The sequence below is a fragment of the Clostridia bacterium genome, from assembly GCA_035561135.1.
Lineage (GTDB): Bacteria > Acidobacteriota > Terriglobia > Terriglobales > Acidobacteriaceae > DATMYA01.
Map to the genome: position 1 here is coordinate 168,890 of DATMYA010000085.1, position 25,324 is coordinate 194,213.

Consider the following 25,324-nt stretch of genomic DNA (forward strand, 5'->3'; position numbering starts at 1 on the left):
CAACTGGCAACTAATTGGCATTAAACCGGCAACAGACAACTGGCAACTGCATTTATGTTCGTAGAACTCCACGCCCGCTCCGCCTTCAGTTTTCTTGAGGGCGCTTCCCTGCCAGAAGAACTGGTGGAAGTGTGCGCCGAGAGCGGCGTGGGGGCGATGGCGCTGCTCGACCGCGACGGCGTTTACGGTTCTGCGCGCTTCCACACGGCGGCGAAGAAACTCGGCCTCAAAGCCCACATTGGAAGTGAGCTTTCGCTGGACGGTGAGTCGCGCTTGCCCCTCCTGGTCTCCGAGCGCAGCGGCTATCAGAACCTCTGCCGTCTCATAACGCAGATGAAACTGCGCGTGCGAAAGAACACCGAGTGCTTCACCTGTCCGGAAGAGATTGCAAACTACAGCGCCGGACTCATCTGTCTCACGGGCGGAGATGACGGCCCCCTGGCTCGTGCGCTCGAACACGGCGGCATTGACAAAGCTCGTCGCACGGTCGAGCAACTCACGCGCATTTTCGGACGTGAAAACGTGTACGTCGAACTCCAGCGCCACTACGATCGCTCTGAAGAAGCGCGCAATCAGGCGTCGCTGGAGATTGCCCGCTCGCTCGGATTGCACGTCATCGCCACCAATGCCCCGCAGTACGCGCGTGCCGCACAGCGCCAGGTGCTCGATGTCTTTACCTGCATACGAAACCATCGCACGCTCGCAACCGGACGCCTGCTCTCAAAAAATTCCGAGCGCCACATCAAGAGCGCGGTAGAGATGGCGCGCCTCTTCGCCGACATTCCCGAAGCTCTCGCCAACACCGTCGAACTCTCCAATCGCCTTGGCTTCACCCTCGCCGATCTCGGTTATGAGTTCCCTCGCTATCTGGTGCCTGACGGCGACACCATGATGTCGTTTCTTCGCAAGCGCACGGAAGAAGGCGCGCGCGAGCGTTACGGACATCCCGCGAAGGCGCATCTGCGCCAGCGTGCGCGGCGCCAGATCGAGCGTGAGCTATGCCTTATCGAAAAACTCAAGCTGGAAGGCTACTTCCTGATTGTCTGGGATCTCGTTCGCTTCTGCCGTGAGCAAGGCATCCTCGCCCAGGGACGCGGGTCGGCCGCCAACAGCGCAGTCTGCTACTCGCTCGGCATCACTGCCGTCGATCCCGTCGGGATGGAATTGCTGTTCGAACGTTTTCTTTCCGAAGAACGGGGCGAGTGGCCTGACATCGATCTCGACCTGCCCAGCGGCGATGAACGCGAGCGTGTCATTCAGTATGTGTATCAACGTTACGGCAAACTTGGCGCGGCCATGACCGCGAACGTCATAACCTATCGCGGACGTTCTGCCGCACGTGAGGTCGGCAAGGCTCTCAACTTCGACGCCGACACGCTCGACCGCGTCTCCCACCTCGTCGGCACCTGGGAGTACAAGGACCCGGACGACACGATGGAACGTCAATTCCGTCAGGCCGGTTGCGACCTCCGCCATCCGCGAATACAGAAATACCTCAGCCTATGCATGGCCGTGCAGGACTTGCCGCGTCATCTTGGGCAGCACTCCGGCGGCATGGTTATCTGCCAGGGACAACTCGACTCCGTCGTCCCGCTCGAACCTGCCAGCATGCCTGGCCGCGTCGTCGTGCAATGGGATAAAGAAGACTGCGCCGACATGGGCATCATCAAGGTGGATTTGCTCGGCCTTGGCATGATGGCCGTATTAAAGGATTCCGTCTCGCTCATCGAACGACACTACGGCGAACAGGTTTCGCTCGCGCACCTGCCGCCCGATGATGCCGGCGTTTACGCCGCGTTGCAGAAGGCCGATACCGTAGGCATGTTCCAGATCGAGAGCCGCGCGCAGATGTCATGCCTGCCGCGGCTTCGTCCGCAGAATTTCTACGACATAGTGATACAGGTCGCACTCATTCGTCCCGGCCCCATCGTCGGCGAAATGGTGAACCCCTATATCAAGCGACGGCAAGGCCGCACGTCAGTCGAGTACGCGCATCCTTCGCTCGAGCCCATCCTCGAGCGCACCCTTGGCGTGCCACTCTTTCAGGAACAGCTTTTACGTATCGCCATGGTCGCCGCCAACTTTACCGGCGGCGAGGCCGAAGAGTTGCGTCGAGCTCTCGGGGCCAAACGCTCCGAAAAGCGCATGAAAGAAATTGAGGTCAAGCTGCGACGCGGCATGACAAGCAACGGCATCGTGCCCATAGCGCAGGAGCAGATCATCCAATCCATCGTCTCGTTCGCACTCTACGGATTCCCGGAGTCGCACGCCGCCAGCTTCGCGCTAATCGCCTACTCGAGTGCGTACCTGAAGACTCATTACCTCGCGGCCTTCACCGCAGCCATGCTCAATAACCAGCCAATGGGCTTTTATTCGCCAGCCACTATCGTCAAAGACGCGCAGCGCCATGGACTGCTCATCAAGCCCATAGACATCTGCACCTCACACTGGCTCTGCACACTGGAAACTGAAGATGAAAGTCGTCGCACGTCACGCGGCGGCGAATCCGGAAAGCCGGTTGTTCGCATGGGCCTGCGCTACGTTCGGGGTCTTCGCGAGGACGCTGCGCTTACATTGTTGCGCGAACGTGCTCGTCGCCCATTCGAGTCCATTGCCGATCTTGCACGCCGTGTACCCGAGTTGCGCAAGAACGAACTCGTCGCTCTCGCCGACATAGGTGCGCTCAATTCGTTGGGCGACGTTACGCAGCAAGCCCTGCCCGGTGTGGAACAACCGATAAATGTTCGCGTACCCGGAGCGCCCGCGCGTAATAGCGCGCACGCTACCGTGCAGTTCCACCGACGCGACGCACTCTGGCAAGCCGAGGCGGCTTCGCAGCCCGTCGGTCCCCTGCTCTCAAAACTCGCGCAGCCCGATGGCTCATCGCCTCTCAATCGCATGACCAACGACGAGCGCCTGGTTGCGGACTTCCGTGGCACGGGACTCACCGTCGGCCCGCATCCCATGTCGTACCATCGCGCACGCATGACGAAGATGGGGGCAGTGCCAGCAGCAGAACTCGCGAACATTCCCAATGCCCGAAGCGTGCGCGTTGCTGGAACTGTCATTGTGCGTCAACGCCCCGGAACCGCGCATGGCTTTGTCTTCCTCAGCCTGGAGGACGAGACCGGAATCGCGAACATTATCATCACCCCCGGCCTCTTCGAAGCCAACCGGCTGCTGCTAGTCGAAGAACGGCTTCTCTTCATTGAAGGTATTCTGCAAAACCTGGATGGAGTCGTCTCCGTCAAAGCCGATCGCGTGTTACCCATGCGCGTCAGCGCCGCCGAGATCGCGTCGCACGACTTTCATTAATTCAATTCTGCCCGCAATATCGCTTCGCGACATAAAAAGTCACATGCGTGCTGTAGTTCGGAGTTACGGCAAAAATTTCCGTTTCGCCCCTGATATCCACAGTGCCCTAGGTTTATCATCTCCTCAAGGACTCAGGGGTGAGAACCTGCTTCACAAAAAACCAGTAGTATTCCATCCCGTTGCCCAATTTTTATTCATATAGGAGTTGGTGTTCGATGCCGAAATCCACGAAAGCAACCGGCCCCACCGCAAAAAAGACTTCCGAGAAGAAGAACAAAACTGCCGCCACAGCAACGAAAGCATCAGTGACTTCTATGCCTAAGACCCAGGACATCACGATCAGCACGGAGGAACAGATCCGGCGCCGCGCATACGAGATATACAAAGAACGCGGCGGCCACGGCGGCACTGCTCAGGAAGATTGGTTGCAAGCTGAAATCCAGATCCGCGGGAAGCGTACTGCCTGAACCACACTGGCAGGCATCGGAGAGAGATGACCGGTTGTGAAATCGAAGTACATCAGAGTCCCGTAACCTTGAGCCACATTCTTATCATCGATGACAACCCGCTGCAATTGCGCGTGCGCGAAACGATCATGCGCGATGCGGGGTTTCAAGTGTCCATTGCTACCACGGCGGAAAGCGCCTTGGCGCTGCTAAAAACGCAACACCGGCTCTTCGGCGCGGTAATAACCGATCACGTCCTGCCGAAGGCCAGCGGGGCCGACTTCGTCCGAGAACTGCGCAAAGCAAACTCGGAAATCCCTGTCATCGTCGTAAGCGGCATGGCTGAAGCGGAAGACGAATATGAAGGCCTGGGCGTGGAGTTCCGGCAAAAACCGCTCCCACCCGCAGAACTGATCGATCTCGTGCAGACGGCGCTTTCTGTTGCGGACGGCCAACCGGGTGAGAGTTCGTTGACGTAAACATGACGTAAACAAACAGCGTCAACATACAAAGATCACGGCTGTGCTTCCCCGGGGGCGCGGCTTTTTGCTTTGCTGAGTTTCGCGATGCGAACTTACTGCAACTTTCGTGCCGCGTTCTCATCAGGTATGTAGCGGAACGATGTAGAAGGACGACGACGATGTAAAGGGCGATGTGGGCTCGCCTCGTTCCCGCTGATCCTCCTTCGTTACTTGCGCGCAGATCGGCCCAGCGCCGCTGTTCGCAAGTTGTAGGAGCAGCGGCTTTCTGGAAGAATACTGGCAAACACTCACCATGCCTCAAATCGGAAGTTTCTCACTGTTGCTGGCACTTGCATTGAGCGTTTACGCGTTTGGTGCGGGAACGATCGCGCTGATGCGGCGCAACGAAATCCTTGGCGAAACTGCGCGACGCGCCGGTATCGCCATCTTCGTCGCCGTCACGGCTGCGTCACTGGCGCTTGTGTTGGCGGCGTTCCGGAATGACTTCTCGGTCGCGTACATTCTTCACCACAGCAATCGCGACCTGCCCATCCAGTACAAGTTTGCGGCATTGTGGTCTGGCCAGGAAGGTTCGTTGCTTTTCTGGTGCTGGCTGCTTGCCGCCTACGGCCTGGTGCTGCGGCTGCGGCACAAGGTGGACACGCGCCTGGTGGCGTACGCGTCCGTCATCATTGCCGCCGTGCAGATCTTCTTCCTGCTGCTGGTGAATTTTGCGGCGCATCCGTTTGCCACCGTCAGCGGAACCATTCCGCCGGATGGCAACGGCCTCAATCCTCTCCTGCAATATCCGGAGATGGTCATCCATCCGCCGATGCTCTACCTCGGCTATGTAGGGATGACCGTGCCGTTCGCCTTCGCCCTCGCTGCCCTCATCATGAAGTATCCCGGCGAGAAGTGGATTCACATCACGCGGCGTTGGACCATGGTGGGTTGGGCTTTCCTTACCTGCGGAATCTTCCTCGGCGCACACTGGGCTTATGCCGTGCTGGGCTGGGGCGGATATTGGGGCTGGGACCCGGTTGAGAATGCTTCGCTGCTGCCGTGGCTTACCGGCACGGCTTTCCTGCACTCGGTGATGATGCAGGAGAAGCGCGGCATGATGAAGGTCTGGAACATGTGGCTAATCTTCTCCACGTTCCTGCTTTCCATCTTCGGCACCTTCCTGACGCGCTCCGGCGTCGTCAGTTCCGTACACGCCTTCGCACAATCGGGGATTGGCCCCTGGTTCGTCGTATTCCTGGCTCTGACATTCGCGACGTGCGTCTTCTTCTTCGTGAAGAACCGCTCACACCTCAAGAGCGAGCACAAGCTGGAGTCGCTGGTTTCGCGCGAATCCAGTTTCCTGTTCAATAACGTTCTGCTGCTCGTGAGTTGCTTCGCCGTTCTTTGGGGCACGCTCTTCCCCGTCCTGTCGGAATGGGTGCAGGGGACGAAAGTCACCGTCGGCCCGCCGTTCTTCAATCGCGTCAACATTCCGATTGCGATGTTTCTGCTGCTTCTCACCGGCATCGGGCCATTGCTTGCGTGGCGCAAGACGTCCATGGAAAGTCTGCGCCGCAATTTCCTGATCCCGACCATTGTTGCCGCGCTTACCGCCGTGGCGCTCATCATCGGCGGCATGAAGCCCTGGCAGGACAGCTCGGTTTTCTTTTCATTGATGGGTATCACGCTTTCTGTGCTTGTCGCTGCCACGATCTTCTCTGAGTTCTGGCGCGGCGGACGCGTTATCGCCCGTCACAATAACTCCAACGTCTTCGCCGGCATGATCCAGCTGACGCGCCGCAACACGCGCCGCTACGGCGGATACATCGTTCACCTCGGCGTGGTCCTCGTCATCATCGGCTTCGCCGGATCGGCATTCAATTCGGACCGCGAACAGGAACTCGGCTTCGGCGACAAGATGCAGATTGGTTCTTACACGCTCGTTTGCCGCTCCTACACGCAGGACGACAAACCGAACTACCGCAGCGAATGGGCCATCCTGGATGTCTTCAAGGGCGGCAAGCAGGTCGACACCATGTTCCCCGAACGCCGCTTTTACAAGGCAAGCGAGCAGACGGCGACCATCGTGGCGAACCGCTCCACGCTTCGCGAAGACCTCTATCTCGTTTACACCGGAATCAACCAGGACACCGGACGGCCCATCATCAAGGCGCACTTGAACCCGCTCGTGCTGTGGATATGGATGGGAGCCCATATCCTGCTGATTGGCACAATAATCGCGCTGTTCCCGAACATGGCGGCTTCCAGCGTGGCATCACCGGCGCGTGAGCGGGCCGCCGTTCCGGCTGACGCTGTTGCCAGCAGCACAACGACGGCCGGCGGGGACGATTAAGTTTCGTTATGGCGGTGGCTAAACAGGCTGCTGAAGAACTCAGGGCACGTCATCGTGCGCGTTGTAAGTGGCAAAAGGCCGCTTTACAGGCGCTGAATACGCTTTACAGGCGCTGAAAAACTCGATTCCTTGAAGGGGCACGCCTTCAGGCGTGCCGTAAGTCGTAACGGATGAACGGCGGCTTTAGCCGCTGAGGTCGATGTCTTCAAGAAAAGACTTTTTCCGCGGTAACGAATTCCGGGGTTATAGCCCCTGAGGTCCGATGAACAGACTTCGACAAACGATTCGCCGCACGTTGTTGCTGATGGCTATCGCGCTATGCGCGATCACATTGCTGGGCGCAGGAGACGGAAGCACCGACGCGCGCTTCAACAAACTCGGACACAACCTGATGTGCATGTGCGGTTGCAACCAGGTGCTGCTGGAATGCAATCATGTCGGTTGCTCGTTCAGCGACCGTATGCGCGAGGAACTCGCCGCCGGCATGCAGCGTGGCGACAGCGATTCGCTGATCCTCCAGAGCTTCGTGCAGAAATACGGCAACACCGTGCTTTCCGCACCCACTACCACGGGATTCAACCGGGTGGCGTGGATTATGCCTTTTGCGATTTTCCTCGCCTCGATGGGCGCTGTCATTGTTGTCATCCGCACATGGAAATTGCGTCCCGCGTACCGCGCCGCGAACGCCGCTGCTGGATTGCCTCCGGAGCAACTCGACGAACTCCGCGAGCGCGCGCGCAAGGAGACCGAACTGTGATTCTTGCCCTGCTGCAAATGCAAGTCGCCCCACTGCCGGATGCGACTGATTCCACGTTCATCCTGTTCGGGTGCATCCTTTTTGCGGCTTGCCTGCTGATCTACATCTTCATGCCCGTACAGGTTGAGAGTGGCGAAGAGAAGACGCGCCTCGCCTATCTCTACGAACGCAAGGACGTGGTTTACGAAAACCTCCGCGACCTCAACTTCGAATACAAGGCGGGCAAACTTAGCGATGCCGATTTCCAGACCATGCGTGCTTCGATGGAAGAAGAAGCTACCGGCGTGCTCGCTGAGATTGAACAACTGGAGAAGGCGCGCCGCTCGCTGCTCCCAAAACGCAACGCGGACAAAGGAGCACGCGCGTGAGAACAAACACGATGATGAAAGTCTGCTGTGCCGTGCTACTGCTGACCGCAATGGCAGCGGCACAGAACGTTACCGGAACGGTCAGAAACGGTACGACCGGAAAACCCGCCGCAGGCGTGGAGGTCGTGCTGCTCGATCTTTCGCAAGGCATGAACGAAGCTGCCAAAACAAAGACCGATGCCGAAGGCCGCTTCTCCATGCCAATGGAGGGCGGACAGGTGCCGCACCTCGTGCGCGTCAGCTACCAGAACGCAAGCTATTTTAAGATGGTTCCCCCCGGAACCAGCACGGCCGAAATTCAGATCTACGAAGCCGCTAAGAAGATCGACGCGCTCGCTGGAAACGTCAACGTCATCCGCGTGCAGGCCGACGGCAACACCATGCAGGTGATCGAACTCTACGCCGTGCGCAACGACTCCCGGCCACCACGCACTGTCGTCGGAGACAGCACCTTCGAGGTTGTCCTACCGGAAGGCGCGCAGATCGACACCGCCGATGCCCAGGGACCCAACGGGCAGCCGGTCTCCAACGTTCCGACGCCGCTTAAGGAGAAGAACCATTACGGATTCTCTTTCCCATTGCGCCCCGGTGAAACCAGATTTCAGCTCGCCTACCATCTCCACTATTCGGGCAATGCAGTGATTACGCCGCGCCTCGCGCACGCCTTCGACCACTTTGTTGTTGTCCTGCCGGCGACAATGGGCTTTGAGGCGAAGAATGCTGCGCAGTTCCGCCCTATGCCAGATCAGCAGGGTACCAACGTTCAGGTTGTAACGAACGCCAGGCCCGGTCAGGATCTCTCGTTCCGTGTCTCTGGCCAAGGTGCGATTCCTGAAGATCAGACTGAGGCCGCACAATCCCAATCTGGCGGCGCGACGGGTGGCACGCAGAATGACAGCCGACCCGGCGGCGGATTAGGCCCGCCTATTGACGCTCCCGACCCGCTCGCAAAATACAAGTGGTGGGTTCTCGGCGGGCTCGGAATCGCACTCACCGGTGGCGCGTACATGCTGACTCGCCGCCCCGCCGCTCTGGCCACAACAGGTGCATCTCAGACTTCCGCCGCCGCTCCCGCAGCCTCGGCCAGTGCCCCTGTCGCGATAAGCTCCGGGAACGCGCTGCTTGAAGCCATGAAAGAAGAACTCTTCCAATTGGAGATCGAGCGCCAGCAGGGCGCCATCACGCAAGAGGAGTACGAGAAGCACAAGGCTGCGCTCGACCAAACCTTGCAGCGTGCTCTATCCCGTGCCACTCGCGTCTGAGTTCGGCAGTTCGGCGATGTGAAGAAAGGAATCGAAGAGGCCACTCACTCGAGTGGCCACTTCGATTCCGGCGAGCAGCACCTGAAGGTCGCCCCGGCCGCGCGCACCCTCCCCCCCAACCAGTCCCCCGCCCTGCGCATCTTTCAATCAGAGGAAACCAGAGATGCCACTTGTTCAGAAGAGCATGTCGATGTTCGCCAACCAAATGCCCAAAGTCGTAGGGCCCAGGGCTCACGCCGTCATTGACTACGCTGTCGCCGCCACTTTTTTCACCGTGGGCGCGCTGTTCTGGAATCGGGACAAACGAGCTGCTATCAGTTCCATCATCTGCGGAGTAGCCACCGTCACCAACAGCATTTTTACCGACTACCCCGGCGGAATCGTCAAGGCAATCAGCTATCACACGCATGGACGTATCGACATGGGACTTGCCGGCCTCACCGCCACCATGCCGCAAGTCATGGGCTTCGGCGACGAAGCTGAATCCCGCTTCTTCCAAATGCAGGCAATCGGCGAAACCGCCATCACTGCCATGACGGATTTCAATGCACTGGAGCGCACTGAGTCCTATCGTTATAGGGAAGCGGCTTAATCTCCGGCGTTCCGCGTTGGCGCGACCGGACGACATCCTGTAGCATCTACATAACATGGGAAACACGTTTAAGACAGCGGCCCTGCTAACGGGCCTTACTTTGTTCCTGGTATTAATGGGTCAGGCCTTCGGCGGCCAGCGCGGAATGGTGCTCGCATTCGTGCTGGCGGCGGTCATGAATTTCGTTTCGTACTTCTTCTCGGACAAGATTGCTCTCGCGATGTATCGCGCGAAGCCCATCACACGCGATCAACTGCCGCGCGTGTATGACGTCGTGGAACGCCTGACCCAGAAGGTTGGGCTGCCGATGCCGAAGTTATTCGTCATCCCGCAGGACTCGCCCAACGCGTTCGCCACCGGACGCAACCCGCAGCATGCATCCGTTGCTGTAACGGAAGGCATCCTGACCCTGCTCACGGACGATGAACTCGAAGGCGTGCTCGCTCACGAACTCGGCCACGTTCGCAACCGCGACATTCTTATCAGTTCCATTGCCGCCACCCTCGCCGGTGCCATCACGATGATGGCGCGCATGGGATACTACGCCGCGTTGTTTGGCGGCATGGGTGGTCGCGATGATCGCGATCGCGGCAACGGAGGCGGAGCCCTCGGCGCGCTCTTCATGATGATCCTCGCCCCAATCGCGGCGATGCTCATTCAGATGGCAGTCTCTCGTTCCCGCGAGTATGCGGCAGACGCCACCGCCGCGAAGTTCACCGGGAATCCTTATGCGCTGGCCAACGCTCTCCGCAAGCTAGATTCGTATTCCAAGCGCGTGCCTATGCAGGCCTCGCCCTCAACGGCGCATATGTTTATCGTGAAACCGATGCTCGGTGTCAACTTCGGAAACTTGTTCTCTACGCATCCTCCGATTCCGGAGCGCATTGCGCGACTCACCGGAATGTCACCGGAGAGCGTGTAAAGAAAGACACAGGCGCGCGCTGGCGGCCTAGTTCCTCCTCCTGAGCAGCGCAACCAATGTTGTCTTCCTGAGCGCAGCGACGTAGTCGCGGAGTCGAAGGATCCCTATGCTCGCTGAAACCCTGGAGCAACAACTTCCGCGTGCTCTCTAGTACAATCGCTGCCAGATGCAACCGCAATCTGCGCCTGCCGCCCTGCTAGATCGCGCTGCTCGCCTCGAGTCTGCGCTACGCTCCGTTATTCGCGGTAAAAACGAAGTCGTCCGCCTTGCCCTGGTTGCGGTCTTCGCGCGCGGTCATCTGCTCATTGAAGGCGTTCCCGGCGTTGGCAAGACTACGCTCGGGCAGGTCCTCGCTCGCGCCATTGATTGCCAGTTCCAGCGCGTTCAGTTCACCAGCGACATGCTTCCCAGCGACGTGCTCGGCATTTCCATCTACTCGGCCACCGAGCAGCAGTTTGAATTCAAGCGCGGCCCGGTTTTCACGAACGTGCTGCTCGCCGACGAGATCAATCGCACCACGCCCAAGACGCAGTCCGCCCTGCTCGAAGCCATGAACGAGCAGCAGGTCACGGTGGATTCCTACTCGCATCCCCTGCCACAGCCGTTCATCGTCATTGCCACGCAGAACCCCATCGAGCACCACGGCACCTATCCCCTGCCGGAATCGCAGATGGATCGCTTCCTTTTACGGGTACAAATGGGATACCCCGAGGCCGGCAGCGAGCGCGAGATCCTGCGCGGCGAGGCCGGAGCGGCGCGTCTCGACGATGTCCGTCCCGTTCTCAGCGCCGACGAGATTACCGAACTCCAGAAGTTCGTGAGCCAGGTTCGCGTGGATGAAGCCCTGGTGGATTACGCGTTGCAGATTGTTAACAAGACGCGCGAGTCGGATCAACTTTCTCTCGGAGTCTCGCCTCGCGGCTCCCTTATGCTCTATCGAGCTGCCCAGGGTATGGCCTTCCTCGAAGGCCGAGACTTCTGCACGCCGGAAGACTTCAAGAATCTCGCTGTACACACCTTCGCACATCGCGTAGTGGTCAACGCGCGTTACTCGTCCCTGCGAAAGAAATCCGAGCAGGCCGAAGAGATTCTGCGCGAGATCGTCGAGAGCGTCCCGGTTCCGGTCTAACGCACTTACCCTGAGACGTGGGACAATAACGATGACTCGTGCTCGTGTGCTGGCCCTTACGGCTGCGGTGCTCAGGCTCGCGGTCCACGCGCAGCCGCTGGTCATCATTGGCAACGAGCGCTTCTTCTCCCTGGGAGCCGACCTGGCGGAAATTGCCACGCTCATTGGGCCTTCGGCTCACGAGTTCGCGGCCATGGGACAGCGACTGATGAAGGCGCCTGGTGAACGCGGTCGCGCCTGACCCGCTGAAGGAGGCGCTTCGCCGCTCGCGCGCACATTGCTGTGCTTAGGGTCAACCCTAAGCCTGTGACCAGTCTCCATTGCGTATCCCGTACCGCTCATTTACGCTTAGGGGGTTTTCATTCATTCGTGATCCGGTTACGCCCGGCTACGATTTCGCCGGGGTGTGAGGGTTTATGGCCGACCGCAAGAGCAATACGATATCGGAACTTCCCGCCAATGTACTGGCCTCCAAGATTGACAGCAAGAACGCGCGCTTCATGACAAACACGCGTGATCTGGCGCACAAAGTGGCCGAGGTCCGCAACGAAGAAGAGGCGATCCGTGAAGGCGGCGGCGAAAAGGCGATTGCCGCACAGCACAAGAAAAACCGGCTGACGGCACGCGAGCGCCTGCACTTACTGCTCGATCCCGACGTTGAGTTCTTTGAGATCGGCGCCTATGCGGCTTATGGAATGTATGAGGAATGGGGCGGTGCGCCGGCAGCGGGCGTGATCACCGGCCTGGGACGCGTTTGTGACCGGCTCTTCATGGTCATCGCCAACGATGCGACGGTGAAGGCCGGTGCCTTCTTCCCGATGACGGCGAAAAAAGTCATTCGCGCGCAGAACATAGCCATCGATAACCACCTGCCGACGATCTATCTCGTCGATTCCGCCGGAGTTTTCCTTCCTTTGCAGGAAGACGTCTTCCCCGACACGGATGACTTTGGCCGCGTGTTCCGCAACAACGCCGTCATGTCCGCCAAGGGCATCCCGCAGATCACGGCCATCATGGGCATGTGCGTTGCCGGCGGTGCTTATCTGCCCGTCATGTGCGACCACGTGCTGATGACCGAAGGCAGCGGCCTTTTCCTGGCAGGCCCCGCGCTGGTACAGGCGGCGATTGGACAAAAGGTTTCGGCAGAGGAACTGGGCGGCGCGACCATGCACGCCGAGATCAGCGGCACGGTGGACTTCAAGGAACCGAACGACGAGGCTTGCATTGCACGCATCCGCTCGCTGGTGGACAAGATGGGCTATCGCCAACCGGCACCCTTCCACCGCTCGGAAACCGTGGAAGCGCCGCTGTATTCGGCGGAAGACCTCTACGGAATCGTGGAAGCCGATGCATCGAAACCGTACGACATGAAGGAAGTAATCGCGCGCATCGTCGATGGCAGCCGCTTTGACGAGTACAAGCCCGATTACGGCGAGACGCTTATCTGCGGATATGCGCGCATCAACGGCTACGCCGTCGGCATCGTGGCAAACCAGAAGATGCACGCGCAGCAGGTGGATCACCAGGGTAACAAGCGCATAGAGTTCGGCGGCGTGATCTATACGGATTCCGCCGAGAAGGCAGCGCGCTTCATTATGGACTGCAACCAGAACCTGGTGCCGCTGGTCTTCATCCACGACGTGAACGGCTTCATGGTGGGACGCGATGCTGAGTGGAGCGGCATCATTCGAGCAGGCGCAAAGATGGTCAGCGCGGTTTCGAACTCCGTCGTGCCGAAGATCACGGTCATCGTTGGCGGGTCGTTCGGCGCGGGTCACTATGCGATGTGCGGCAAAGCCTACGATCCGCGGTTCGTATTCGCATGGCCGAGCGCGCGCTATGCCGTAATGAGCGGCGATTCGGCGGCCTCAACGCTGGTCGAAATCAAGGTCAAGCAACTCGAACGCCAGGGCAAGAAGATTACCGACGCCGACCGTAAGGAGCTATTCGAGTCCGTAAAGGCGACCTATGACCAGCAAACGGATCCGCGCTACGGTGCGGCACGCCTGTGGGTAGACCGCATCATTGACCCGATCGAGACGCGTGAAGCAATCACGTGGGCGCTGAGATCGGCTCGGCATAATCCGGATGTCGCGACGTTTAATGTTGGGATATTGCAGACATAACTAGCCGCACTGCTGAATTGCTCTATGCCTGATTCCGTGAAGATCATCGAGTGTCCGCGCGACGCGTGGCAGGGCCTTCAGGTGCAGATTCCTACGAGCTCGAAGGTGGAGTATCTGCGGGCGCTGATTACAGCGGGCTTTAAGCACCTGGACGCCGCGAGCTTCGTATCGCCGAAGGCCGTGCCGCAGATGGCCGACAGCGAAGGGGTGCTGAAGCAGCTCGACCCGCCGGATGACGTTGAGATCATCGGGATCGTGGTAAACGAAAAGGGAGCGGAGCGCGCCATCGCCACCGACGCGGTGCGCACGCTCGGCTACCCTTACTCGATCTCCGAAACGTTTCTCCGCAAAAACCAGAACCAGTCTCCGGAGGAGAACTTCGACGTGCTGGAGGCGATCAAGAAGAAGGCCGACGAAGCCGGGCTCGACATGGTTGTTTACATATCGATGGCGTTCGGCAATCCGTATGGCGATTCCTGGAGCGTCGAAGAAGTGCTCGCCGCCGTAGAGAATCTCGCGGACATGGGGATCGACACGGTGTCGCTGGCGGACACGGTTGGCATGTCGAAGCCTGAGCAAATCGCTGGACTTGTGAGTTCCGTAGTCTCGCAATTCGAGTGGCTGAAGATCGGCGTACACATGCATTCGCGTCGCGACGACGCAGCGGCGAAAGTGCTGGCCGCGTATGACGCCGGCGCACGGCGCTTCGACTCGGCCATAGGCGGATTGGGCGGATGTCCCTTCGCGCAGGATTCGCTGATCGGGAATATCCCTACGGAGATCGTGCTGGAAACACTGGCCGCGCGCGGAATTAAACTTCCGATCCGAAAATCGCTGGATGCGGTGCTGGCGATGAATGCGGAGATTGCGGCAAACCACGCTTCGTGAAACTCACCTACGACCTCCGGGCTGACTATTCCCTGCCGCGTGTTTTACACTGAATAGGCTTAACGTATGGCCTACAACACACTCACGCTCGCGCATGATGGCGCCGTCGCTACCATCACTTTTAATCGACCTGACAAGCGCAACGCGATCAGTTATGAACTGATCGACGAACTGCTGCTCGCGCTCGCGGACGTGGAGCAGTCTTCTGCACAGGTACTGATGCTCACCGGGGCTGGCAAAGCCTTCTGTTCCGGCATGGACCTGGACAACCTGCGGGAGATCACGGCCCGATCTTCGTCTGAGAATCTGAAGGATTCTCAGAGGATGGGCCTGCTTTTCCGGTCGATCTACGAATTCCCAAGGCCGACGATTGCGGTCGTCAACGGACCTGCCATTGCAGGCGGGTGCGGCATCGCGACGCTCTGCGATTTCACGCTGGCCTCGACGGAAGCGAAATTTGGCTACACGGAAGTGCGTATCGGGTTCCTGCCGGCGATCGTCTCGACTTTCCTGATCCGCCAGGTTGGCGAAAAGCATGCGCGCGATCTGCTGCTGACCGGCCGCATCATCGGCGCGGAGGAAGCGTTCCGGATGGGCTTGGCAACCGAAGTGGTTTTGCCGGAGAAACTTGTGCCGCGCGCCCGGGAACTGGCGTCGCAGTTGATGGAAAACGCTCCCGCCTCGCTGCTTGCAACCAAGCAATTGCTGACCGGCTACTCATTCGAATTGCTGAACGAACATATCAAGGCCGCCGTAGATTCGAACGCGCGCATACGCGCGACCGACGACTTCCGCGAAGGCGTAACCTCGTTTCTTGAGAAGCGCAAGCCTAACTGGAGCGGTAAATGAGTTCTGCTGCCGCACCGGTTGCGCGCAAGAACGGACAAAAGGGAGGAATGTTGACCGCTCATCGTGGTCCTGCCGCAACCGTCGGCGAAGCGCGCCTGCGCGTTCGCTATGCCGAGACCGACCAGATGGGTGTGGTCTATCACTCGAATTACATCGTCTGGTTCGAGGTTGGACGGGTGGAACTGCTGCGCCAGATCGGGTACACGTACCGGGAGATGGAAGCCGATGGCGTCCAGTTGCCGGTTGCCGAAGTACGTTGCCGCTACAAGTCTCCAGCACGATATGACGACCAGATCCTGATCCGTACGTCCATACAGAACGTGCGTGGAGCGCTCATACAGTTCGGTTATGAAGTGCTGCGCCAGACCGACAACACGTTGCTAGCAGAGGGCACAACAACTCATCTTGTCGTTGGCGGCGATATGCAGCGAATTACTCTGCCAGAAAAATACATGACCCCCTTCACCGGCGCTATGGGCCGCTAACAAGCGCCTTCGCGGAGAGTCATACGGTTTTCTTAGACAAACCTTTACAATGGAGCGTTTGCCACTGCAATTCTGCTCCGGCCTGCGATGCAATGGGCGCGCCAATGCTGAGTTGACGGTCGCAGGCAGAGGGTTCCGCATGAATATCCTTCATATCAATGGAAACGATCTCACACTTGAAGAACTCGGGCAGGTCATTTACGAACGACGTCCCGTAATCCTGGAGCCGCAGGCGCGGCAGGCGGTGGAAAAGGCTCGCGCCGTGGTCGACGATCTCGTCGAGAGAGACCTGGTGGCATATGCCATCACGACGGGCGTCGGCCAATTGTCCGACGTGCGTATTTCGGGCGAGCAGGTTCGCGAATTGCAGATCAACCTGGTGCGCTCGCACGCGGTCGGCGTTGGCGAGCCGCTTAGCGAGCATGAGTCGCGCGCGATGATGCTGCTGCGCGCCAACTCGCTGGCGAAAGGTTATAGCGGCGTTCGCCCCGTCATCATCGACACGCTTTGCGAGATGCTGAACCGCGGCGTGCATCCCGTCATTCCATCGCAGGGTTCCGTCGGTGCGTCCGGCGACCTTGCACCGTTAGCTCACCTGGCTGCGGCACTGATTGGCGAGGGCGAGGCCATCTTCGAGGGGCGCAAGGTTACTGGCGCCGAGGCCATGAAGATGGCGGAAATTAAGCCCGTAACACTGGCTGCCAAAGAAGCCATTTCGCTAATCAACGGCACACAGGCCATGCTGGCCGTGGGATGCCTGGCACTGCTGAAAGCCGAGACGCTGGCCAACACCGCCGACGTGGTCGGTGCGATCTCACTGGACGCGCTAAAGGGAACGAACGTCGCCTTCGACGAACGCATACATCGCGTGCGTCCGCATAGCGGCCAACTCACGGTGGCGGCAAATCTGCGCCTCCTGCTCGAAGACAGCGAACTGCGTGCCTCGCACCGCGACTGCGGACGGGTGCAGGATGCGTACTCGCTGCGCTGCATGCCGCAGGTGCACGGCGCGGTTCGAGACACGCTTGCATATGCGCGTTCGGTGTTCGAGGTTGAGATGAATTCGGCGGTCGATAATCCGCTGGTCTTCATTGAACCCAGGAAGGTTGGCGCAAAACCGGCGCCGGCCGGACAAGCGCCGCTTGGCGACATCCTCTCGGGCGGCAACTTCCACGGCCAACCGCTGGCATTCGCGCTCGACTTTGTGGCGATAGCGTTGTCGGCTCTGGCCGGAATCAGCGAGCGGCGGCTGGAACGTCTGGTGAATCCGGCGCTGAGCGAAGGGCTTCCGGCGTTTCTGGCGCCTGGCGCTGGCTTGAACTCCGGCTTCATGATGCCGCAGGTCACGGCCGCTGCGCTGGTCAGCGAAAACAAGGTATGGGCACATCCGGCGTCAGTGGATTCGCTCACGACTTCGGGCAACAAGGAAGATTACGTATCGATGGGCATGACTTCGGCAAACAAGCTGAAGCGCGTGGTCACGAATACGACGAACGTGCTCGCCATCGAGGCATTGGCGGGAGCGCAGGCGGTTGACATCCTAGCGCCTCTGAAGCCGAGCAAGCCGTGCCAAACGGCCCTGGCGGCGATCCGCGCGGTTTCACCGATGATGGCGAAGGATCGCTCGCTCGCGCCAGACTTCGCAAAGGTTGCCGGCGTGATTGCGAGCGGCGAAATTGCGAAAGTGCTGCAGTAGAAATCAGTCGTTGATGTATTGAAGGCGCAGCTTCACGCTGCGCCTTTCACTTTGGGAGCGGATCGTCAAGGTTGAGCTTGTACGCCCGCCAGTCCTAATTTCTCCGCAATGCCCTTCATCGCCTCCACGCAGAAAGCGATGTGCTCGTCGAGATCGATACCAAGGTCTGCCGCACCATTCACGATGTCATCACGGGAAACTGAGCGCGCGAAGGCTTTATCCTTCATCCGCTTGCGCACGCTCTTTGCATCAACCTCACTTAGAGATTTGTTCGGCTTTATCAGGGTGACGGCCGTGATGAAGCCGGCGAGTTCGTCGCAGGCGAAGAGCGTCTTCTCCATCCTGGAGTCGCGGCTGACGCCTGAATAGTTGGCGTGGCTCATGACGGCGCGGCGTATCTCGTCGCTGACGCCGCGCTCGGCAAGGATCTGATTGCCCTTAAATGGATGCTCCTCGGCCGTCGGATACTTCTCGTAGTCGAAGTCATGCAGCAGACCGACAACGCCCCAGGTGCCCGCGTCTTCCCCAAACTTCCCGGCGTAAGCCCTCATGCAGGCCTCGACGGCTAGGGCGTGTTTGCGCAAGCTTTCGGACTGGGTGAACTCAGTTAGTAACCCCCAGGCATCTTCGCGATTCATTACTGTTTTCTCCATGTTTTCGCCCTATAACTTCCTATATCGTGCGCTCTGTTGCGAGCTTCACGGGTAATTCGTACCTGAATGACTATAAAAATGTCTTGACACGCCTACCTCATTTATCGGAAATTAGCCAAGCCTAAGGGTTACCAGTTTGGTGCCTTAGGGTTGAGAGTGCCTGCTCTGGCAACTCCCACATTTCATGGCCACAACACTCGCGCCCGTCGACTCCAGGGAAGTGGTGCGCTGCGACCAATGCCATCTCGTGCAATTCCGCACGAACAATAATCTTTGCCGCAAATGCAAGTTGTCCCTTGATGAAGAACCTGAGCCGGTGGCGATGCAACCTGTCATCGAGCCTCAACCCACGTCGTCTCATTCAACACACCTGCCAGTTGCGCTAGCGATTCGTTCGTTGCGCCTTCGCGCCGGATTGAGCCAGCGCCAGCTCGCGCTGCGCATGCGCGTGCCGCGCACCTACGTATCCAAGATCGAGAACGAAAAGGCCTGTCCAACGCTTTCTTCGCTGGAACGGCTGGCCAACGCGTTGCATGTGAGCGTCCCCGACTTGCTGAAAGGCGACGCGCACAATTTACAGGATGACATCCGCGAGTTGCAGTCTGACGAATTCATCGCGGAATTGATCGACCTGCTTCCCAAGCTGTCACCGATGGACTGCGCCACCATCATGGCACGCGTGCGCGACATGAGCATCATGCCACGACGAACTGCATAGTTCTCGATCAATGCGTCGCCAGTCAACTCAACCAACAAGAAGGCCGGAGCAAACGCTCCGGCCTGACTGCTTGTGGTCAAAAGCTAATCAATAGCTCCGGCGCCTTTTTTCCCTGTTTTTGACCAGTGGAAGATCATGCGCACGGCGACCTCGCGCGGACGGCCGATGTGCGTGCCGGAGAAAACGCTCTCGAAGTTGAACAGGTAGAAGCGGTCGAACATGTTGTTGACCGTCAACTGCAAGCTCACCGGGAATCGCCGTTCGCGCATCATGTCGTAGCCGAGCGCTAGTTCAAAAACGGAGCGTGGCTTTACCCGGAGCCGTACCGGATCCAACTGCTCTTGCAGGCGCGGGTCTAGTGAGTTGAACGTGGCCGGATTGAAATCGGTGGGGACTCCGCTGTCGTAGCGTCCGGTGAAGCTGCCCCATGCGCCCGATTTGTGCGAATAGGTGACTCCAAACTGCCCTTCGTTGCGCTCGTCATGATCGTTGGGGAACTGAATCCCCGGAACAAGCAACTCGGAACTCGCTTCGCCCAGAAACAGGCCACCTACGATCGGCGTCGTTCCATTCGACTTGGAATTGGCATAGCTCATGAAGCCGCTGAAGCCGTGAACCTCGGCCAGGTCAAGACGCACTTCGGTGCCGCGCACGTCGCCGCGAGCGATCGCGATCGGGAAGATGACGCCTGTTTCGAGAAACTGATCCTTATCGGAAAAGTTCTTGATGTTCTTCATGTATCGGGACACGTCGAAGCGAAGAAATCGTCCGAACTGCTGTTGTACGCCGAACTCATAAAAGTTCTGCCACTCGGGCGGCACAGCATGAGTGGTTCCGCTTGCAACAGGTGAAAACATCTGCCCGGCTTGCGAGGACGAGAGCAAGAGGTTTTCCGTTGGCGGCGTCTGGAACAAGCGGTTATACGAAGCGCGCACCACGGTGCCGGTCTGCTTGACGAAGTATGCGAGGCCCACCCGCGGACTCCAGGCGTCTTCACGCGTAATGATGTCGTAGTGGTCGTAACGCAGCCCCAGATCAACCGTCAGGCGATCGAATACCCTGAGGTGATCCTGCAAGTAGAACGCGGACTGGTTTCCTGTTTTCGCACCCGTAAACACGAATGGGCGGGAAAGCGGAAAAGCACTGGCGGGGTTGCTTGGATCGGCAAGGATCAGGCGATCCGTGGCAGCCACGGTGAAGAACTCCGATATCGGGAGGCGCTTGGCTTCAAAACCGACCTTGAAGGAATTGTTCTTCCACTCATGGCTAAGGTTCGCGCGCGCGCCTTCATTGCGTTGGCGGCGACTCTGCTCAGCGGAGAACGGGAAGCCCGTCGCTTGCGGATCCAGCAAGCGCGCCGAGGATGAACGCCGGTACACGACGGCGTCGAGTACGGTGGCGGAGCCGAATACGTGGTTCCAGCCAAGCGACTCGGAATCGTCGCGAAGCTCTTGGCGAAGGCGCTGCCCCATGATCTGCTGCTCAAACCTGTTCGGAACGCGGAAGTCCGAGCCGTTGGTTGAGAGTGACAGGCGCAGTGAATCCTTTTCCGAAGGTGCCCAATCGAAGCGCGTAAAGAGCCGCGCGTTGCCGCCGACGTTGTTGTAATTCCCTATCTCTGGAGGATCGAGGTAGCGGCGGCTACGGCTGGTCCCACCGGAGACGAACACGCCTAGCTTGCCAACGTGCCCACCGAACTCTCCCCCGACATCGCTCATGCTGGAAGAACCGCTGCTCAGCGACACGCTGCCGGTCCACGGCATTTCGAGCCCGGAGCGCGTGTTGACGTTGACGACCGCCCCAAGCTTATCGCCGTACTCGGCGGGAATGTTGCCGGTCATAACCTCCGTCGTGCGCATGTTCTGGACGCTGAGGCCGGTCGAGAAAACCGCGGACAGTTGCTCGGTGATGGGCACGCCGTCTACGACGTATTGCACCTGCGATTCCGAGCCCCGCGCGTGCATTCGACCGTTGTCGTCCTGCACCACTCCGGGAACAGACTGCACAACGGAGGACATCCCACGGCCCGGGGTGCTCTGAGGCAACTTTCCCAGTTCGGCGTAATCCAGGTCGTGATGAGTGCCGCTGGAGGTGGTCTCGAGTAATGGTGCTTGCTCGGTGACCGTCACTTCCTGCTGCGACGTTGCAAGTTGAAGTTTCAGGTTGACGATCAGGGGTACGTTGCTGCGCAACTCGCCCGACTGGTCACCATGCTGGAAGCCGGAGGCCTCCGCGTGCACGGTAAATTGGGAATAGGGAATGTTGGCAAATTTGTAGAAGCCGTTGTTATCCGTACTAACAACCTGCTTATACCCGGAAAGTGCGCTGGTCAGCGTCACCCTTGCATTCGGTATGACCGCACCGGTCGGGTCCGCAACCGTGCCCTGCACTACGCCCACGTTCTGCGCAAAGACCAGGACGGACATTAGCACCAGCAAAGCTGTGCCATATAGGAACTTACACCTGCAATATCGCATGTTCTCTCTCCGACGAATATGAACTCGGTACCTGAAACCTGGGACCAAATCACACGATGGGAGGGGGGCGAATAACGACACGAAGCAGGGATTGGTGGGAATAAGCGCTTACAGCAGGGGTCAGTAGATGTTCAAGCACCAACCGGAACGGGGGCGACTGAACGTTGAGCGAGGCTTCCGTCGCAAGCAAACCGAGGCACAGAACACAGCCGGAGTCCGCGCCAGAAACCATATGCGCGACTACGGACGCTTTTCCATCGCTCGGCCCATCGCGATGGATATGCGTTGCCTGTGCGCCTGTCACAAGCGCCACAGCCAGGATGCACGTCCACACGACCCACTTGTGCAGGTCTTGGAGGAAACGAGATCGTGGCTGCCGCAACATAGTTGATTTGGATGCCTGAGTAGCTGGATTAGGCTCTTGAAATTATACGTCGCTCGTTCGACTGGTGATGGATGTGCGCCGTCTGCCACGGCTCATGCAACGAAAGTTTGCGTGTTGGCGTCTTAACCAGTTAATGCGATTGGGCGAAGAGCGCTATTCCTCCCCATAAGTTCTTTGAGCCAAAAGGCTCGCCAGCGATGGCGAGCCTTTTGCTCAGAAGGCAGTATAAGCAGCCATGAAACCCCATCAGGCGAAGGTTAGCGAGTGCGCAAATCCGGAATGCAAGGCTGAATTTCGCCGCTTGGGAGAAGGCAAACTGTTCGTGCAACCGGCATCCCGGCGACACCAGCGCCAGAAGGCAGTGTGGCTGTGTCGAATCTGCTCCCAGAGCCTGACCATGCAGTTTGACGAGGAGCAAGAAACCTTTGTGCTGCAGAAAATAGGCGGGGCTGCCGCCTAGCTTCTTCTGGTTACATTGCAAGAAGCCCGTTCCCTATGCTAGTTTCAATGTTTTCATAGGGGTACATTTTGCGCACAACCGTCCCCGCCGGACTGAATCGCAAAGAAGCCGAGATATACGCCCGGCTTGATCCAGCACGGCTTCCGCAACATATAGCAGTCATCATGGACGGCAACGGCCGCTGGGCTCGCAGCCGCCATCTGCCTCGCATCGCCGGTCACCGCGCCGGCGTTGAGGCCGTGCGCTCTACCGTAGAGACTGCGGCCAGTATCAAAATCCCTTCGCTTACTCTGTACGCTTTTTCAGTCGAGAACTGGAAGAAGCGTCCCCGCACGGAAACGGGATTCCTGATGGCGCTGTTGCGCCGCTATCTGAAGCAGGAAGTCCCGTCGCTGCTGAAGAACAACATCCGCCTGCAATACATCGGACGGGAACACGAGTTGCCCCCCGAAGTACAGGAGCGAATGGAATGGGCTCGACAGGCCACGGCAGGAAATACCGGCATGGTGCTGACCCTGGCGCTCAACTACGGTTCGCGTTCCGAACTGGTAGATGCATTCCAATCTATCGTCCACACGGCGATGAATAACGGCGGTCTTTCACACATGAAAGTGGACGAGGACCTTATCTCGCGGCACCTGTATACGAATGGCCTTCCTGACCCGGACCTGGTGATCCGAACCAGCGGAGAAATGCGTCTCAGCAACTTTCTCCTATGGCAGCTTGCCTATGCTGAGATCTATGTCACAGAGACGCTGTGGCCAGACTTTCGCGGTACCCACCTGCTGAACGCGCTTTTCGAATACCAGAAGCGCGAACGGCGTTATGGCGGACTTGGCGCGTCCGGTGCGCACCCCGAATGAAGCGCATCGTCACCGCTGCTGTCCTCATTCCGCTCGTTCTCATCAGCGTGTTTCGCGCGCCTATCTGGATGCTGGCAGCGCTTGCCGGTCTGGTTGCCGTGCTAGCCATCCGCGAATACCTTGATATTGCCGCTGCGTACGGCGCTAAACCTTTCACGTTCCTGACGTACCTGTTCACGATCACGATCTTTGCGCAGGTGATCTGGGCGTCCTCGGCACCTGCACCTTCGGCGATTGCAGTACTTGTGGCGGCGATTTTCTTTTTTCTGTTCACGCCGTTCGTGTTTCTCTGCGCGGGCATGGTGCGGGATGATCTGCGTAGCGTACTGCCCGGCGCGGCCGTCTCGTACTTTGGTCTGCCCTATGTTGGATTCTCGCTGGCTTGCCTCGTTTTTTTGCGAATGATGCCAGGTGGCTGGTTCTATGTACTATTCACGTTCCTGGTGGTCTGGGTGGGGGATACAGCTGCATACTACGTAGGCCGCTCTATGGGGCGATTGAAGTTTTCGCCGCGCATCAGTCCGAAGAAGACTTGGGAAGGCGCGATCGCCTCTCTCGTCGGAGCGGTGATCGTGGGTTGCATCGCGACCTACTTCGCGCCGGAGATCAATCGAGGACTGGTTGCCATGCGGTTGCTGGTTTCGCGGGACGCCTTTGCCGACACCCCCATGTGGGTTCCGGCTGTGCTCGCGCTGGTCATCAATGCTGCGGCGCAAGTTGGAGACCTTTTCGAGTCCCTTATCAAACGAGGCGCTGGCGTAAAGGATTCTGGAAGTATCCTGCCGGGGCATGGCGGCATGCTCGACCGGATTGACGCTCTACTGTTTGCGGTGCCGGTGGCGCTCATTCTTTTCGGCGCAACCATCGATAAATTCATTCAAATGCCCTGAGTTCGGGTATTCTAAGCGGTTCCTCCCCATGAAAAGCATCGCTATCTTAGGGTCCACCGGTTCCATCGGTTGCAGCACCCTTAACATTATCGAGTCTTATCCCGACCGGTTCAGCGTGGCGACCATGGCTGCCGGCAACAACGTCGACCTCGCCTTTGAGCAGGCGCGGCGCTGGCATCCCCGCATCCTGTCGATGGGCACCGACGACGGAGCGGAGACGGTCAGCCGCAAGCTTCGCGAAGCAGGCTTGCCGGAAATCACCGTGCTGAGTGGCTCAGCCGGTACGGTTGCCGTTGCTACGGCTCCTGAAGTGGATTTCGTGGTCAGTGCGATTGTGGGTGTCGCCGGGCTGGAAGCCACCTACGAAGCGGTGAAGGCCGGAAAGGCCATCGGCCTTGCGAACAAGGAATGCCTGGTTGCAGCCGGCGAACTCATCACGGCCGAAGCGCGGCGACAGGGCAAACCACTGCTCCCCATCGACAGCGAACACAATGCCATTCATCAGTGCATGAGGGGTGGGCGATTGCAGGAAGCGGAGCGTGTCTGGCTCACTGCTTCGGGCGGCCCGTTTCTGCATACCCCGAAAGCCGCCTTCGACAGCATCACGGTCGAGCAGGCGTTGAACCATCCTACGTGGAAGATGGGTCGGCGGATTACCATAGACTCTGCGACCCTGATGAACAAAGGTTTTGAGGTGATCGAGGCGTGCAGGTTGTTCGACTTGCCGCCCGCCAAGGTTCAGGTCATCGTGCATCCGCAGTCCACCATCCACTCGATGGTCGAGTTCGTGGATGGCAGTCTGTTGGCGCAGATATCCGTGACCGATATGCGCCTGCCCATCCTGTACGCGTTGACCTACCCGGACCGCATAGCATCCGACCTTCGTTTTCCGGTTAAGGAGCTGCGCCAGTTGGACTTTTGCCCTCCGGATCTGGAGAAGTTCCCTTGCCTGCGCCTGGCCTATGAGGCTGCCGAGCAGGGTGGGGCCAAGACGGTGGCCCTGAACGCAGCCGATGAAGTGGCGGTTGCTGCATTCCTGGACGGAGAAATACCTTTCCAGACGATTCCAGCTACAATTCAGCAGGTATTAAAAGAAACGCCCGCGCGCCATCCCGAATCTATAAAAGAAGTTCTGAGTATGGATGTGGAGGCGCGGCAATTGGCGCGACAGCTAATCGCCGGCACCCGGCCTTTCGTCTCGGCTCAAGGGGAAAGGGCCTAAAGGA

At 58.8% G+C, this 25,324-nt stretch carries 22 protein-coding genes; 20 read left to right on the top strand and 2 right to left on the bottom strand.

What is annotated here, in order from left to right:
- Nucleotides 1–54 precede the first annotated feature (54 nt).
- The 16 genes from VN622_17385 (at nt 55) to hutH (ending at nt 17,652) form a co-directional block, all read left to right on the top strand.
- Nucleotides 55–3,315: an error-prone DNA polymerase gene (locus VN622_17385; protein ID HWR37638.1), complete on the top strand. Its 3,261-nt coding sequence runs from the start codon at nt 55–57 to the stop codon at nt 3,313–3,315.
- Nucleotides 3,316–3,530: 215 nt separating this feature from the next.
- Nucleotides 3,531–3,782, top strand: a complete 252-nt coding sequence (locus tag VN622_17390; GenBank protein HWR37639.1) for a DUF2934 domain-containing protein — start codon at nt 3,531–3,533, stop codon at nt 3,780–3,782.
- 68 nt (nt 3,783–3,850) lie between these two features.
- Nucleotides 3,851–4,240, top strand: a complete 390-nt coding sequence (locus VN622_17395; protein ID HWR37640.1) for a response regulator — start codon at nt 3,851–3,853, stop codon at nt 4,238–4,240.
- A 295-nt stretch (nt 4,241–4,535) separates the two neighbouring features.
- On the top strand, nt 4,536–6,578 hold the full coding sequence (locus VN622_17400; GenBank protein ID HWR37641.1) for a heme lyase CcmF/NrfE family subunit: 2,043 nt from the start codon (nt 4,536–4,538) through the stop codon (nt 6,576–6,578).
- Nucleotides 6,579–6,840: 262 nt separating this feature from the next.
- A complete protein-coding gene (locus VN622_17405) occupies nt 6,841–7,335 on the top strand; it encodes a cytochrome c-type biogenesis protein CcmH (GenBank protein HWR37642.1) in 495 nt (164 codons plus the stop codon).
- A complete protein-coding gene (locus VN622_17410) occupies nt 7,332–7,703 on the top strand; it encodes a hypothetical protein (protein ID HWR37643.1) in 372 nt (123 codons plus the stop codon). The genes VN622_17405 and VN622_17410 overlap by 4 nt, the downstream gene beginning before the upstream one ends.
- Nucleotides 7,700–8,965: a carboxypeptidase regulatory-like domain-containing protein gene (locus tag VN622_17415; protein ID HWR37644.1), complete on the top strand. Its 1,266-nt coding sequence runs from the start codon at nt 7,700–7,702 to the stop codon at nt 8,963–8,965. Before VN622_17410 ends, VN622_17415 begins: the two co-directional genes overlap by 4 nt.
- A 163-nt stretch (nt 8,966–9,128) precedes the next feature.
- A complete protein-coding gene (locus tag VN622_17420; GenBank protein HWR37645.1) occupies nt 9,129–9,557 on the top strand; it encodes a hypothetical protein in 429 nt (142 codons plus the stop codon).
- A gap of 55 nt (nt 9,558–9,612) precedes the next feature.
- A complete protein-coding gene (locus VN622_17425) occupies nt 9,613–10,479 on the top strand; it encodes a zinc metalloprotease HtpX (GenBank protein ID HWR37646.1) in 867 nt (288 codons plus the stop codon).
- A 166-nt stretch (nt 10,480–10,645) separates the two neighbouring features.
- Nucleotides 10,646–11,608 carry a MoxR family ATPase gene (locus tag VN622_17430; GenBank protein HWR37647.1) on the top strand — a complete coding sequence of 321 codons (963 nt, stop codon included), beginning with the start codon at nt 10,646–10,648 and terminating at the stop codon, nt 11,606–11,608.
- A gap of 31 nt (nt 11,609–11,639) precedes the next feature.
- Nucleotides 11,640–11,849 carry a hypothetical protein gene (locus VN622_17435; GenBank protein ID HWR37648.1) on the top strand — a complete coding sequence of 70 codons (210 nt, stop codon included), beginning with the start codon at nt 11,640–11,642 and terminating at the stop codon, nt 11,847–11,849.
- 259 nt (nt 11,850–12,108) lie between these two features.
- On the top strand, nt 12,109–13,734 hold the full coding sequence (locus VN622_17440; protein HWR37649.1) for an acyl-CoA carboxylase subunit beta: 1,626 nt from the start codon (nt 12,109–12,111) through the stop codon (nt 13,732–13,734).
- A gap of 24 nt (nt 13,735–13,758) precedes the next feature.
- The gene (locus VN622_17445; protein HWR37650.1) at nt 13,759–14,622 is read left to right on the top strand and encodes a hydroxymethylglutaryl-CoA lyase; all 864 of its coding nucleotides are present in this window, start codon (nt 13,759–13,761) and stop codon (nt 14,620–14,622) included.
- Between the two features lie 66 nt (nt 14,623–14,688).
- The gene (locus tag VN622_17450) at nt 14,689–15,471 is read left to right on the top strand and encodes an enoyl-CoA hydratase-related protein (protein ID HWR37651.1); all 783 of its coding nucleotides are present in this window, start codon (nt 14,689–14,691) and stop codon (nt 15,469–15,471) included.
- Complete coding sequence (locus tag VN622_17455; protein ID HWR37652.1) at nt 15,468–15,956, top strand: thioesterase family protein; 489 nt, start codon at nt 15,468–15,470, stop codon at nt 15,954–15,956. The genes VN622_17450 and VN622_17455 overlap by 4 nt, the downstream gene beginning before the upstream one ends.
- A gap of 139 nt (nt 15,957–16,095) precedes the next feature.
- The gene (gene hutH, locus VN622_17460) at nt 16,096–17,652 is read left to right on the top strand and encodes a histidine ammonia-lyase (protein ID HWR37653.1); all 1,557 of its coding nucleotides are present in this window, start codon (nt 16,096–16,098) and stop codon (nt 17,650–17,652) included.
- Between the two features lie 65 nt (nt 17,653–17,717).
- On the opposite strand, the gene VN622_17465 is transcribed toward hutH, so the two are convergent.
- A complete protein-coding gene (locus VN622_17465; GenBank protein ID HWR37654.1) occupies nt 17,718–18,290 on the bottom strand; it encodes an HDIG domain-containing protein in 573 nt (190 codons plus the stop codon).
- A 199-nt stretch (nt 18,291–18,489) separates the two neighbouring features.
- On the opposite strand from VN622_17465, the gene VN622_17470 reads away from it, so the two are divergent.
- Entirely contained in the window at nt 18,490–19,023 is a 534-nt protein-coding gene (locus VN622_17470; protein ID HWR37655.1) for a helix-turn-helix transcriptional regulator, read from the top strand.
- Nucleotides 19,024–19,106: 83 nt separating this feature from the next.
- Here VN622_17470 and VN622_17475 read toward each other — a convergent pair whose 3' ends face one another.
- Nucleotides 19,107–21,500: a TonB-dependent receptor gene (locus VN622_17475; GenBank protein HWR37656.1), complete on the bottom strand. Its 2,394-nt coding sequence runs from the start codon at nt 21,498–21,500 to the stop codon at nt 19,107–19,109.
- 913 nt (nt 21,501–22,413) lie between these two features.
- On the opposite strand from VN622_17475, the gene VN622_17480 reads away from it, so the two are divergent.
- From VN622_17480 to dxr, 3 genes are read left to right on the top strand one after another with little or no spacing between them, the layout of a single operon-like run.
- Nucleotides 22,414–23,208: an isoprenyl transferase gene (locus tag VN622_17480; GenBank protein ID HWR37657.1), complete on the top strand. Its 795-nt coding sequence runs from the start codon at nt 22,414–22,416 to the stop codon at nt 23,206–23,208.
- Entirely contained in the window at nt 23,205–24,098 is an 894-nt protein-coding gene (locus VN622_17485; protein HWR37658.1) for a phosphatidate cytidylyltransferase, read from the top strand. Before VN622_17480 ends, VN622_17485 begins: the two co-directional genes overlap by 4 nt.
- Nucleotides 24,099–24,126: 28 nt before the next feature.
- Nucleotides 24,127–25,320 carry a 1-deoxy-D-xylulose-5-phosphate reductoisomerase gene (dxr, locus tag VN622_17490; GenBank protein HWR37659.1) on the top strand — a complete coding sequence of 398 codons (1,194 nt, stop codon included), beginning with the start codon at nt 24,127–24,129 and terminating at the stop codon, nt 25,318–25,320.
- The last annotated feature ends 4 nt before the right edge of the window (nt 25,321–25,324 follow it).